14 protein-coding genes and 1 rRNA gene are annotated in these 12,316 nt (G+C 40.7%); 14 read left to right on the forward strand and 1 reads right to left on the reverse strand.

The window, feature by feature from the left end; translation table 11 throughout:
• Window positions 1-108: 108 nt before the first annotated feature.
• From rrf to rsmI, 12 genes are all read left to right on the forward strand, one after another.
• A 5S ribosomal RNA gene (rrf, locus tag J7E52_RS19300) occupies window positions 109-224 on the forward strand.
• 209 nt (window positions 225-433) lie between these two features.
• Entirely contained in the window at window positions 434-652 is a 219-nt protein-coding gene (locus J7E52_RS19305) for a sigma factor G inhibitor Gin (RefSeq protein WP_214750092.1), read from the forward strand.
• Between the two features lie 226 nt (window positions 653-878).
• Window positions 879-2,333, forward strand: a complete 1,455-nt coding sequence (locus J7E52_RS19310) for an aminotransferase class I/II-fold pyridoxal phosphate-dependent enzyme (RefSeq protein ID WP_214750093.1) — start codon at window positions 879-881, stop codon at window positions 2,331-2,333.
• A 39-nt stretch (window positions 2,334-2,372) separates the two neighbouring features.
• Window positions 2,373-3,014, forward strand: a complete 642-nt coding sequence (gene tmk, locus J7E52_RS19315) for a dTMP kinase (protein WP_214750094.1) — start codon at window positions 2,373-2,375, stop codon at window positions 3,012-3,014.
• 102 nt (window positions 3,015-3,116) lie between these two features.
• Window positions 3,117-3,446: a cyclic-di-AMP receptor gene (locus J7E52_RS19320; protein WP_034316369.1), complete on the forward strand. Its 330-nt coding sequence runs from the start codon at window positions 3,117-3,119 to the stop codon at window positions 3,444-3,446.
• Window positions 3,447-3,470: 24 nt separating this feature from the next.
• Window positions 3,471-3,911: a DUF327 family protein gene (locus tag J7E52_RS19325; protein ID WP_141993385.1), complete on the forward strand. Its 441-nt coding sequence runs from the start codon at window positions 3,471-3,473 to the stop codon at window positions 3,909-3,911.
• A 14-nt stretch (window positions 3,912-3,925) separates the two neighbouring features.
• Window positions 3,926-4,924 carry a DNA polymerase III subunit delta' gene (gene holB, locus J7E52_RS19330; RefSeq protein ID WP_214750095.1) on the forward strand — a complete coding sequence of 333 codons (999 nt, stop codon included), beginning with the start codon at window positions 3,926-3,928 and terminating at the stop codon, window positions 4,922-4,924.
• 1 nt (window position 4,925) lies between these two features.
• A complete protein-coding gene (gene ricT, locus J7E52_RS19335; RefSeq protein ID WP_214750096.1) occupies window positions 4,926-5,756 on the forward strand; it encodes a competence/sporulation regulator complex protein RicT in 831 nt (276 codons plus the stop codon).
• A gap of 50 nt (window positions 5,757-5,806) precedes the next feature.
• Complete coding sequence (yabA, locus tag J7E52_RS19340; RefSeq protein ID WP_396020297.1) at window positions 5,807-6,145, forward strand: DNA replication initiation control protein YabA; 339 nt, start codon at window positions 5,807-5,809, stop codon at window positions 6,143-6,145.
• A 179-nt stretch (window positions 6,146-6,324) separates the two neighbouring features.
• Window positions 6,325-7,068, forward strand: a complete 744-nt coding sequence (locus tag J7E52_RS19345; protein WP_214750098.1) for a tRNA1(Val) (adenine(37)-N6)-methyltransferase — start codon at window positions 6,325-6,327, stop codon at window positions 7,066-7,068.
• Complete coding sequence (locus J7E52_RS19350; RefSeq protein WP_214750099.1) at window positions 7,055-7,315, forward strand: GIY-YIG nuclease family protein; 261 nt, start codon at window positions 7,055-7,057, stop codon at window positions 7,313-7,315. The genes J7E52_RS19345 and J7E52_RS19350 overlap by 14 nt, the downstream gene beginning before the upstream one ends.
• Before the next feature lies 1 nt (window position 7,316).
• Complete coding sequence (gene rsmI / locus J7E52_RS19355) at window positions 7,317-8,201, forward strand: 16S rRNA (cytidine(1402)-2'-O)-methyltransferase (RefSeq protein ID WP_214750100.1); 885 nt, start codon at window positions 7,317-7,319, stop codon at window positions 8,199-8,201.
• A gap of 46 nt (window positions 8,202-8,247) precedes the next feature.
• Here the strand turns inward: rsmI and J7E52_RS19360 are convergent, their stop codons facing one another.
• Complete coding sequence (locus J7E52_RS19360) at window positions 8,248-8,532, reverse strand: transition state genes transcriptional regulator AbrB (RefSeq protein ID WP_048689982.1); 285 nt, start codon at window positions 8,530-8,532, stop codon at window positions 8,248-8,250.
• Window positions 8,533-9,138: 606 nt separating this feature from the next.
• Here J7E52_RS19360 and metG point away from each other — a divergent pair.
• Complete coding sequence (gene metG / locus J7E52_RS19365) at window positions 9,139-11,100, forward strand: methionine--tRNA ligase (RefSeq protein WP_214750101.1); 1,962 nt, start codon at window positions 9,139-9,141, stop codon at window positions 11,098-11,100.
• A gap of 209 nt (window positions 11,101-11,309) precedes the next feature.
• The gene (locus J7E52_RS19370; protein ID WP_214750102.1) at window positions 11,310-12,077 is read left to right on the forward strand and encodes a TatD family hydrolase; all 768 of its coding nucleotides are present in this window, start codon (window positions 11,310-11,312) and stop codon (window positions 12,075-12,077) included.
• Window positions 12,078-12,316 lie beyond the last annotated feature (239 nt).

The raw sequence follows: 12,316 nt of genomic DNA on the forward strand, positions 1-12,316 counted from the left end.
GACATGTGGAGCTGACTGATACTAATAGATCGAGGACTTAACCAACGCTTTAAAAAAATGAAATACCTTCTTATTATCTAGTTTTGAAGGAACAACGTTCCTTTTATGTTTGGTGGCGATAGCGAAGAGGTCACACCCGTTCCCATTCCGAACACGGCAGTTAAGCTCTTCAGCGCCGATGGTAGTTGGGGGTTTCCCCCTGTGAGAGTAGGACGCCGCCAAGCCATTTCAAAAGATCAGCCATCCGGCTGGTCTTTTTTTGCATAATGCAAAGAAAAATCATTGGAAATAAAGGGATTATCAATTATGGAAACTTTTATAAAGACATACACGTATTGAAATTCTTCATCATACATTGTTAAAAGCATCCCCGGTTCTCTTAAACTATTTAAATTAATGTATGCGAACAATGGTTTTTGGGGAGAATGCAGGTATGGAGGTGGAGATGTTGGGGACAACAACAACCAAAACAACGGCAGGGGAAATGTGCGCGGTTTGTGAACAAATAAAAGGGATGGGTATACATCTATATACGACTTTTATTTGTGAGGAGTGCGAAAAGGATATGATCGGGACGGATACGAACGATCCCAAGTACCAATATTACTTAAAGCAATTAAGAAAAGTCACTAATCCTGAAATATTATCATGAAAAAATAGTTTGTGGAAAGTTAAAGAGTCAGAGAAAAAAGAAATGGTGTGTTTCTTTAGTCTCTGATTCTTTTTTTGGTACTTTAGAAGAATGCTTGCCAATATGTTTCAAGCTCCAACCAGACTGTTCGGGGATACATAATCGCCTTTCTGTTGTCGCAATATGAGATAAAATTGAACTTATTTGATAAAATGAAAAAAATACTATGATATGAGGGAAGAGAAAAATGAATCAATCTCAGACACCATTGTTTGATGCAATGAGTGCTTTTCATAAAAAAAGCCCAATATCTCTGCATGTCCCAGGACATAAAAATGGGTGGGTGTTTAGTAAAAAGGGCCAAGCCTTATACAATCCCCTGCTTGGTATTGATGCCACGGAGATAAGCGGTTTAGATGACCTGCATGCTCCAGAGGGCGCCATTTTAAAGTCCGAGCAACTACTCGCTGACCTATATGGGGTAAAGCGGAGTTACTTTCTCGTTAATGGGTCAACCGTAGGCAACATTGCCATGATTCTTGCTACCTGCCGGGAAGGCGATAAGGTCCTTGTCCAAAGAAACTGCCATAAATCAATTTTACATGGATTGATGTTAGCGAATGTACAACCGATCTTTTTACAACCGGATTATTATGAGAAATGGGGCATTGCTGGCGGTGTGGGATCAACATTAATTGAAGAAGCCTTGAGTGTACATCCAGATGTAAAAGCCATCATTGTTACATATCCTAATTATTATGGTCTTGGTGAGGACCTGACGGAAATGGTAAGACTCGCACATCAAAAGGGGATTCTTGTGCTGGTGGACGAGGCACATGGCGCTCATTTTCAGTTAGGCAGTCCGTTTCCAAAGCCGGCCATTTTGGCAGGGGCAGATGCCGTTGTCCATTCAGCGCATAAAACACTGCCGGCCATGACGATGGGGTCATTTCTTCATGTGAATTCATCCTTGGTTGATGTCGATCAAGTATCATTCTATTTACAAATGCTTCAGTCGAGCAGTCCATCTTACCCGATTATGGGATCGCTCGACTTGGCAAGGGCCTACTTAGCCGGTTTTACATCAGAAGATAAAAGTTCACTTATTGAAAAGATATCAGATTTCAGAGGGGAATTAGGTGCCCTGCAAACAGTAAGGGTGCTGGAGGCGCCACTAGGCACCTCGGCAGACCCGTTGAAAGTAGTCATTCAATCAACAAATGGTTTAAGCGGGTTTGAGTTACAGCAGCTATATGAAGCCGAAGGCATTTTTACGGAATTGGCTGACCCTGATAATTTATTAATGATTTTACCTTTATTAAAAATGGGTACCGAATTTCCTTTTCATGAAATCGTTCAAACTATAAAAAGTGCCACTGAAGGAAGAATTGGAAACAAGGAAGCAGATCTTGGGGTCAACTGGCCTGATCGAAGGTCAATGACAGGACTTGAAATGCCATACTCCGTCATGAAGCATAGTAAATCAAAACCTGTCGCATTAAGGAAAGCAGTGGGTGAGGTATCTGCTGAGATGGTCATTCCTTATCCGCCGGGCATCCCTTTAATTATGTCCGGGGAAATGATTACTCCTGAGCATATATCCATTTTGGGAAGCCTGCTAGAACTGGGATCAAGGTTTCATGGCGGTTCCTCCCTTTCAAATGGAGAATTGATCGTTTATGAAAGCGGGCAGACTGGTTAAAATGTTATACTACAAACAAAGAACCTTGGAGGTACATCGATGAAACGTGGTATTTTTATAACAATGGAAGGGCCTGAGGGTGCCGGGAAAACAACAATTACCCAAATGCTTGGCAAGGCTCTGCAACAAGAAGGCTACCAAGTACTATTAACGCGTGAGCCAGGTGGAGTTCCCATTTCGGAGCAAATCAGGGAAGTGATCCTTAATAAAGATAATACAGCCATGGACTCGAGAACAGAGGCTTTATTATACGCAGCAGCAAGGCGTCAGCATTTAGTGGAAGTGGTCATGCCTGAGTTGGAACGGGGGGGAATTGTCCTCTGTGACCGATTTATAGACAGCTCGTTAGCCTATCAGGGCCATGCAAGGGGTTTGGATATAGAAGAAGTTTACAATATCAATAAATTCGCAATTGGAGATATGATGCCAGATGCCACGTTCTTTTTTGATATCGACCCAGAAGAGGGGTTGAGACGTATCCAGTCCAATGGGGAAAGGGAAGTGAACCGGCTGGATCTTGAAGCCCTCGACTTCCATAAAAAAGTTTGTGAGGGGTATCAGTTCATTATAAATAGATGGAAAGACCGTTTCATCATCGTGGATGCAGGCCGGACAATAGATGAAGTCTTTGAGGAAACGAAAGCCGGCTTGTTGGATTTTTTAGCGAAAGCGGGAAACTGAATATATAGGTTTCCATATTATTCAACCAATACTATTCCAGGCAAGGACTAGTTGATATAATGGAGTTAGTAAAAATTCAGAGTAACCGGAGGATGATGAGAAATGAAAATGATCATTGCTGTCGTTCAAGACAAGGATAGTCATCGCCTGCTGAATCAATTAGTGGAAAATAATTTCGGAACGACCAAGCTAGCCAGCACTGGCGGGTTTTTAAAATCAGGTAATACGACTTTTATGATCGGCACAGAGGATGAACGTGTTGACCAAGCCATCCAGATCATCAAACAGAATTGTCAGTCACGATCCCAATTAGTATCACCGGTTTCACCGATGGGCGGGAATGCCGAGTCCTATGTACCTTACCCAGTGGAGATTCAAGTAGGCGGTGCGACCATTTTTGTTCTGCCGGTTGAAAACTTTTTACAATTTTAACGGTAAGTTTCAGGGAGGTTCATTATGAAAATCAACCATGATATCCCTATTAAGCTTGATAAATCGCGTCAGGATGCCAAACAGTTTCAAACCGGGAATGGAAGATTTCAACAAATGGTCCAGACACAGGATCAAAAGATGCAAATCCAAACATTAAACCGTTTGATAGGCGATATTGAAGGGGCGGGTCAGCGTTTAGTAAGGTCACGTACTTTTAGGGAATTGGCAAAATATAAAGCATTGGTGAAACGGTTTGTTAAAGAAGCGGTTGAATATGGACTTGAACTGAAGCAATCCACGAGCTGGAACGAATATGGACAGAGCCGGCCGTTGAAAACCGTGGAAACGATAGATGTAAGATTGGTTGAGTTAAGCGAGGAAATTCTTAATAAAGAGAAAAGCTCGCTTGAAATATTGGAAATGATCGGCGAGATTAAAGGTCTTCTGATTAATTTATATACTTAAGTGAGTTGATGGTTTTGGATAAAACATGGCAGGACATGAGTGAAATTCAGCCGCAGGTAATGACGATGCTGCAAAATAGCATAACGAAGAACAGGGTGGCTCATGCGTATTTATTTGAAGGGGAAAAAGGGACGGGTAAGCAAGAGATAAGCAATGTCTTTGCCAAAAGCTTACTATGTGAGGCCCCGACAGCAGGTTATGAGCCATGCGAACTTTGTCGGAATTGCAAACGGATTTCAAGTGGGAATCATCCTGATGTCCATTTGATAGCAAAAGACGGTCTCTCAATAAAGAAAGAACAAATCAAGGGACTTCAGGAAGAATTTTCAAAAAAAAGCGTAGAGGCAGATCGAAAGGTTTATATGATTGCCGATGCGGACAAAATGTCGGTGGGGGCAGCCAACAGTCTATTGAAATTTTTGGAAGAACCTTCGGCTGATACTGTAGCAATATTGATGACCGAACAGCTTCAGAGGATTCTACCGACTATATTATCTAGGTGCCAAGTGATTTCGTTCAAGCCATTATCTCCGGAGAATGTGAAACGGAAGCTGATAGAACAGGAGTTAGAACCACAGCTGGCCTCGGTCATCGCACACATAACACAAAATGTGGAAGCTGGAATCGAGCTTAGCCATGATGAATGGTTTGTACAAGCTCAAAAAATAGTGGTAAAATTATATGAAGTGTTAAAACTCAATTCCTTGAAGGCATTGCTGTACCTTCAGACGGATTGGTCCACACACTTTAAAGAAAGAGAACAGGTAGACAGAGGTCTTGATTTGTTACTTCTTATATATAAGGATTTATTATACATTCAGTTGGACAAAAAGGACTTCGTTGTATTCCAAAATAAACTGAAGGAATTTGAAACTCACGCTCTTCATCTTTCCCCAAGACGCCTTGCTGAACATATGGGTTGCATTTTGGAAGCAAAAAGGAAGCTGATGTCCAACACGAATCCACAGCTGTTGATGGAACAGCTTGTGCTGAATTTGCAGGAGGGATCATGATTTGTATGATGTTGTAGGTGTCCGTTTTAAAAAGGCGGGCAAAATATACTACTTCGATCCGGGTGAATTCACTATTCCTAAGGACGATTTTGTAATAGTGGAGACTGTCCGCGGTGTTGAATTCGGTAAAGTCGTTACAGCCCGTAAACAAGTAGATGAAAACGATGTTGTCCTGCCATTGAAAAAAGTACTTCGGGTCGCTGATGCAAAAGATAAGCTGATTGTAGACGAGAACAAGGCGGCTGCAGAAGAGGCTTATTCTATATGTTGTCAAAAGGTTATAGAGCATAAGCTGGATATGAAGCTGGTTGATGTGTCATATACTTTCGACAGAAATAAAGTCGTATTTTATTTTACAGCGGATGGTCGCGTGGATTTCCGTGATTTAGTCAAAGATTTAGCTGCCATATTCAGAACCCGCATAGAACTGCGCCAAATTGGGGTAAGGGATGAGGCAAAGATGCTTGGTGGCATCGGACCTTGTGGCAGAATGCTTTGTTGCTCCACATTTCTTGGGGATTTTGAACCGGTTTCCATCAAAATGGCGAAGGATCAGAATTTATCATTAAACCCTACAAAAATCTCAGGTTTATGCGGTCGATTGATGTGCTGTCTGAAATATGAAAATGATGAGTATGAAAGTGCGAAGGAAATGCTTCCTGATTTAGGTGAAATGATTAATACGCCTGGTGGCAAAGGCAAGGTAGTGGGGCTTAATATTCTAGAACGCGTACTTCAGATTGAACTAATCGAGCAAGAAAGAGTATTAGAGTATACTCTAGATGAGATTCTTAAAGAGGGAGCCGTTTCTATTCAAGCCACAGATTATTAAGGTGGTGGGAGAGCGTGGATAAGAAAGATATTTTTGAGTCGGTGACCAATATGGAAACCCAGATAGGCCAATTATATAAGCAGCTTGGAGAATTGAAGCAGAACTTAGCTGAAATCCTTGAGGAAAATCAGTCGCTCAAGCTGGAGAACAAGCATTTGCGCCATCGATTGGGCCTTGTGGAAGTCGAAACTGAGCCTGCTGCAGTAAAGGTCAAACAAAAAGTGAAAAACCGTACAGCAAGTGCGGACAAGGTTATGGATATCGGGGAAGGCTATGATAATTTAGCCCGTATCTATCAAGAAGGCTTTCATATTTGCAATCTGCATTTTGGCAGTTTGCGAAAAGAAGGGGATTGCCTGTTCTGTTTATCTTTTTTAAACAAGAAGTAATAATGGAATAATATAAAAGATGTTCCATCTCTTTTACGTGATAGATAGACCGTTTACAATATATAGTGATTCGGGGTCTGACGCATACTATGAGTCAGACCCCTTTTTGTACGATAGTAATGTCGAAGCATGGACCCTAAACATGCTTTTTTCCATACATGATTAGGAGGGTAACAGCAATGGTAGAACTTAAAGGAGATGAGCGCCTGGATTATCTATTGGCTGAGAATTTAAGGATCATCCAGAGCCCGTCGGTGTTCTCTTTTTCATTAGATGCCGTTTTATTATCAAGGTTCGTAAATGTCCCGATCCAAAAAGGGAAAATCGTAGATCTTTGCTCAGGGAATGGGGTCATACCTTTGCTGCTGAGTACAAGAACGAAAGGGAAAATTACCGGTGTTGAAATTCAGGAACGGTTATATGACATGGCCCAGAGGAGCATGGACTATAATGGGGTATCCTCCCAGATCGAGATGATTCATGGGGATATAAAGGAAATTCCAAAACAGATAGGGTATAGCAAATATGATGTCGTTACTTGCAATCCACCCTATTTCCCGACGCCATCTATCGAGGAAATTAACAAAAATGAGCATTTTGCAATTGCCCGACATGAATTAATGTGTAATCTAGAGGACGTCATGCGTGTTTCAAGTCAGTTGCTGCGTCAAGGTGGGAAAGCGGCATTCGTTCATAGGCCGGGCCGTCTGATGGATATCCTCCATTTCATGAGGATGTACAGAATTGAACCGAAGCGACTGCAATTCGTTTATCCAAAGGCTTCAAAAGAAGCGAATACGATTCTTATTGAAGGGATAAAGGACGGCAATCCTGATTTGAAGATTCTTCCTCCGCTTGTTGTATATAATGATCAAAATGAGTATAATCCGGAAATCAGAAGGATTTTATATGGAGAAGAATAAGCATTATTTTTATGTTTTAAAATGCAGGGACGGCAGTTATTATGCTGGGTATACAAATAATTTGGACCGTAGGATTGATGCTCATAATCAAGGCAGGGGTGCAAAGTATACACGAGGACGGACCCCGGTTGAACTGATTTATCATGAAATATTCGAAACACAGACATTGGCCATGCAGGCTGAATATAAATTCAAGCAATTAACAAGAAAACAAAAGCAAAAGTGGATGGCAAAGGAGGATACATGATATGTGGCAGCAAAAGAGTTTTGAGAAAGAAGGATTGGAGCCAGCTCTATATCTGGTTCCTACACCGATAGGAAACCTTGAGGATATGAGTTTCCGGGCTTTAAGAATCTTAAAGGAAGCGGATGTCATTGCTGCTGAGGACACGCGAAATACAAAGAAATTATGCAACTACTTTGAAATTTCGACACCTATCGTCAGTTACCATGAACATAATAAGGAGTATAGTGGGAAGCAGATGCTTGAGAGGCTTCGATCTGGAGAGGTCATCGCATTGGTAAGTGATGCTGGCTTGCCGACGATATCCGATCCGGGATATGAACTTGTCAAAGAAGCCATTGCTGAACAGTTTAAGGTCATCCCGTTGCCGGGGGCCAATGCTGCATTAACTGCATTGATCGCATCTGGACTGACTCCGCAGCCTTTTTACTTTTATGGCTTTCTACAACGGGGAGCAAAAGAAAAAAAGCAGGAGCTGGAAAAATTAAAAAAAATGGAATCGACTTGGATCGTTTATGAATCACCACATCGACTGAAAGAAACATTGAAACATATGCATGAAATTTTAGGTGACCGTCAAATAGTATTATGCCGAGAATTAACCAAGAAGTTTGAAGAGTTCATTCGAGGAACTGTTAGTGAAGCATTGACATGGGCGATGGAATCCGAAATTCGCGGTGAGTTCTGTTTAATTATAGAAGGAGGGCAATGGTCGGAGGATGAACCTGAAGAAGCTTGGTGGATGGCCCTTGACATCGTCGGTCATGTTAAGCATTATATGGAAACCAAGCAGCTCACTTCAAAGGACGCAATCAAGCAGGTCGCGAAAGATCGTAATATGCAAAAACGCGATGTATATCAAGCGTATCATATTGATATACAAGAATAATAAACATAAAAAAAACTTCCGAAGACCGGAAGTTTTTTCATTTCATTTATTTAGAAGCAGTGAAGTTTTGTTGAATTTCTTGAATAAGTAATTCTGCACCTTCACGACTAAGAATCAATTTACCATTTGCAAGTGTAAGGTTGTTATCGGAAACTTCACCAGTAACTTGGCAAGTCATGTTTGGTTTGTATTTTTTCAAGATGATGCGCTCATCATCAACATAGATTTCAAGAGCATCTTTCTCAGCGATACCCAATGTACGACGAAGTTCGATTGGAATAACCACCCGGCCTAACTCATCAACTTTACGAACAATACCTGTAGATTTCATTTATAATTTCTCCTCTCAGTTACAATCTAGTACCCTATTTCTATTTTTTTCGCCAATATTCGACAAATTTTTTTATAAATTTATAATACCAGCCATTCCCAAATTCGTCAATGATTTATTTTCATTTTTTTGTAAGAAATAGCATGGCCGATTTCGTGTAACAAAAACGCTTTTAAAGGGAAGAAATCGATTATGTCTTTAATAAAGAAAAGGCAGGCTACAAAGAACTCCTCACTTCACCAGATTTCGACAAAGTGTACCAAATAAAACATACTTCATTATTATATGATTAAATATAATTTAGTTTCAAAACAAAAGTTCTGAATTAAGGATAATTTTCTGAAAAAGTTTATGAATATGTGAGTTGTTGCACAAAAAAAGAAATTTAGGTATATTTTGTTGAGGTAAGAGGTAATGCTGTCATAAGGGAAGTTCACGTCCAGGACACTTATTTTTAAATATAATTTTTTAATTCTATCAACATGATGATTAGATTAGTGATTATTGTCGCATATAGCGTTAAAATAGAGATAATAACTTATATATATTCTTATTGGCTTGGGCCAGTCCCATAGCCGGTTTTTCAAAAGATGAGGAGGGAACGAAGTGCAAGATAAATTAAAAACATTCTATATCACGACACCCATATATTATCCGAGCGGTAATTTACATATAGGGCACGCGTATACGACAGTGGCAGGGGATGCCATGGCTCGTTATAAAAGGATGCGTGGCTTCGATGTCATGTATTTAACAGGCACTGATGAACATGGTCAAAAAATCCAGCGTAAAGCGGCTGAGGAAGGAATCACTCCACAGCAATATGTCGATAATATCGTATCAGGGATTAAAGAGCTATGGGAAAAGCTTGATATTTCATATGATGATTTCATCAGGACGACGGAAGATCGCCATAAAGAGGTTGTAGCCAAGATATTCAAAAGGCTATTGGACCAGGGTGATATATACTTGGACCAATATGAAGGGTTATATTGTACACCTTGCGAATCTTTCTTCACGGAACGTCAGGTGGAAGAAAGCAATGGAAACTGTCCTGATTGCGGCAGGCCTGTTGAGAAGGTGAAAGAGGAATCTTATTTCTTTAAGATGAGTAAATATGCGGATCGGTTACTGAAGTTTTATGAGGAAAACCCGGACTTCATTCAACCGGAATCCCGCAAAAACGAAATGATCAATAACTTCATCAAGCCTGGATTGGAAGATCTGGCCGTTTCACGAACTACTTTCGACTGGGGCATCAAGGTGCCGGGAGATCCAAAGCATGTCATTTATGTCTGGATAGATGCTTTGACCAATTATTTAACGGCATTAGGGTATGAGACGGATAATGATTCTAAATACTTGAATTATTGGCCGGCCGATGTACATCTGGTCGGAAAGGAAATCGTTCGTTTCCATACGATCTATTGGCCGATCATGTTGATGGCTCTTGACGTGCCGCTTCCAAAGAAAGTCTTTGCCCATGGATGGCTTCTCATGAAAGATGGTAAAATGTCCAAATCAAAAGGGAATGTAGTCGATCCCGTTACATTGATTGATCGTTACGGTTTGGATTCTTTACGCTACTATTTATTGCGTGAGGTTCCATTTGGTTCCGATGGAGTTTTTACACCGGAAGGGTTTGTTGAACGGATCAATTTTGACCTGGCAAATGATTTAGGGAATTTATTAAATCGAACAGTTGCAATGGTCAATAAGTATTTTGATGGTGTGATTCCAAATTACGAAGGATCCAATGGCGAATTCGAAAAGGCTTTGCTTGAAATGAACCAAGAGACGGTAGGCAAGTATGAGGAAGCTATGGAAAACATGGAGTTTTCAGTTGCACTGACATCCATTTGGCAACTCGTGAGCAGAACTAACAAATTCATCGATGAAACCCAGCCATGGGCTCTTGCCAAAGATGAATCAAGGAAAGAAGACCTTGCTAGTGTCATGGTTCATTTGGCGGAATCTTTACGCAGGACGGCCATCCTTTTGAAACCGTTCTTGACGCAAACACCGGAAAAAATCTTTGCTCAGCTTAGCATCAAAGATGATGTGTTAAAATCCTGGGAAAGTTTAGCGGAGTTCGGTCAAATTCCTGCTGAAACAAAAGTTTTGAAGGGAGACCCGATCTTCCCTCGTTTGGATATGGAAGAGGAAGTTTTATATATTAAAGAACAAATGCAGGGTGATGCCCCTAAGGCCGAGGAAAAAGTTGAAGAGGCGATTCCCGAGGTTGATGAAATCACTATTGATGACTTTACAAAAGTGGAGCTTCGTGTTGCTCAGGTCATGGAAGTTGAACCTGTAAAGAAGGCGGATAAGCTTCTTAAACTTCAGCTTGATTTGGGCTATGAGAAACGGCAAGTCGTATCAGGCATTGCACAGCATTATAAACCCGAAGACTTAGTAGGCAAAAAAGTGATATGTGTAACGAATTTGAAACCTGTTAAACTTCGTGGCGAGCTCTCTCAAGGAATGATTTTGGCGGGAAGCCAGGATGGTGTACTATCAGTCGCTACTATAGATTCATCGATTCCAAATGGTTCAAAGGTGAAATAAACCGATCAAAACATAAAGGTGTTTCATATGAAACATTTTTATGTTTTTTTCTTTATGCTTTTGGAAAAAGTAATTTTATACAGGTTTTGTTTTTGGTGCTGCATTTATTTGTTGGGCATATAGGGTCCTTTGTAATCTGTTTGTTACCAAATTGTGAAACATAAAACTTTCATTTTTTAATAAAATAGTGCTAGAAAGGAAGAAAAATAATGTTATTTGATACACATGTACATGTTAATGCGGAACAATTCAACGAGGATCTCGAAGACGTAATAGAAAGAGCTAAGGAAGCAGGAGTCAATAATATGGTAGTCGTTGGTTTTGACCGGCCTACTATTATAAGGGCAATGGAGTTAATAGAAGCTTATGATTTCATGTATGCCGCAGTCGGCTGGCATCCTGTCGATGCTATAGATATGACAGAAGAGGACTTACGATGGATCGAGGAATTATCCAACCATCCAAAGGTTGTGGCCATTGGTGAGATGGGCCTGGATTATCATTGGGATAAATCACCGAAAGATGTTCAAATGGAGGTGTTCAGGAAGCAAATCCGATTGGCAAAAAAGGTGGGGCTGCCCATTATCATCCATAATCGGGAAGCGACCGCGGATATCGTGAACATACTCAAGGAAGAAGAGGCATCAACGGTTGGAGGCATCATGCATTGCTTTAGCGGGAGTGCGGAAACGGCTTTGGAATGCATCAATATGAATTTTTATATTTCATTGGGTGGCCCTGTGACCTTCAAGAATGCAAAAAAACCAAAGGAAGTGGCAGCTGCCGTACCTTTAGAACGTTTACTGATAGAGACCGATTGTCCATACTTGGCTCCCCATCCTTATAGGGGGAAGCGTAATGAACCTTCGTATGTGAAGCTTATTGCTGAACAAATTGCAGAAATCAAACAACTCACGATAGAGGAAGTTTCCCTGGCAACAACAGAAAATGCCAAGAAATTATTCGGCATTAACTGACATTTTTTTTTACAATATCTCCCGGGGTTCGCTAGCTGAAATCGCACTTTTTTAATGTTTCAACAAATCTCACTCCAACTATAGGCTTATTATGTCGAGAAGTCGCCCTTTCCTTTTCAATTTGGAATATGCATAATAGGTAGTAATTTCCTGAATGAGAAGTGAATGGGTTGACAGCTTGATAACTAAGTCTATATAATCACCGGGAGGAAGGAGGAGTTTTTCATTCTATTAAAAAC

Origin of the sequence: Bacillus sp. ISL-34 (genome assembly GCF_018613325.1) — a bacterium.
Taxonomy (GTDB): domain Bacteria; phylum Bacillota; class Bacilli; order Bacillales; family DSM-1321; genus Peribacillus.

Excerpts from the sequence above, each read along its gene's own strand:
- tmk (WP_214750094.1), top strand. The coding sequence starts at position 2,373 with ATGAAACGTGGTATTTTTATAACAATGGAAGGGCCTGAGGGTGCCGGG.
- J7E52_RS19325 (WP_141993385.1), top strand. The coding sequence starts at position 3,471 with ATGAAAATCAACCATGATATCCCTATTAAGCTTGATAAATCGCGTCAG.
- J7E52_RS19350 (WP_214750099.1), top strand. The coding sequence starts at position 7,055 with ATGGAGAAGAATAAGCATTATTTTTATGTTTTAAAATGCAGGGACGGC.
- J7E52_RS19370 (WP_214750102.1), top strand. The coding sequence starts at position 11,310 with ATGTTATTTGATACACATGTACATGTTAATGCGGAACAATTCAACGAG.
- J7E52_RS19320 (WP_034316369.1), top strand. The coding sequence starts at position 3,117 with ATGAAAATGATCATTGCTGTCGTTCAAGACAAGGATAGTCATCGCCTG.
- rsmI (WP_214750100.1), top strand. The coding sequence starts at position 7,317 with ATGTGGCAGCAAAAGAGTTTTGAGAAAGAAGGATTGGAGCCAGCTCTA.
- J7E52_RS19305 (WP_214750092.1), top strand. The coding sequence starts at position 434 with ATGGAGGTGGAGATGTTGGGGACAACAACAACCAAAACAACGGCAGGG.
- J7E52_RS19360 (WP_048689982.1), bottom strand. The coding sequence starts at position 8,532 with ATGAAATCTACAGGTATTGTTCGTAAAGTTGATGAGTTAGGCCGGGTG.
- J7E52_RS19345 (WP_214750098.1), top strand. The coding sequence starts at position 6,325 with ATGGTAGAACTTAAAGGAGATGAGCGCCTGGATTATCTATTGGCTGAG.
- yabA (WP_396020297.1), top strand. The coding sequence starts at position 5,807 with ATGGAAACCCAGATAGGCCAATTATATAAGCAGCTTGGAGAATTGAAG.
- J7E52_RS19310 (WP_214750093.1), top strand. The coding sequence starts at position 879 with ATGAATCAATCTCAGACACCATTGTTTGATGCAATGAGTGCTTTTCAT.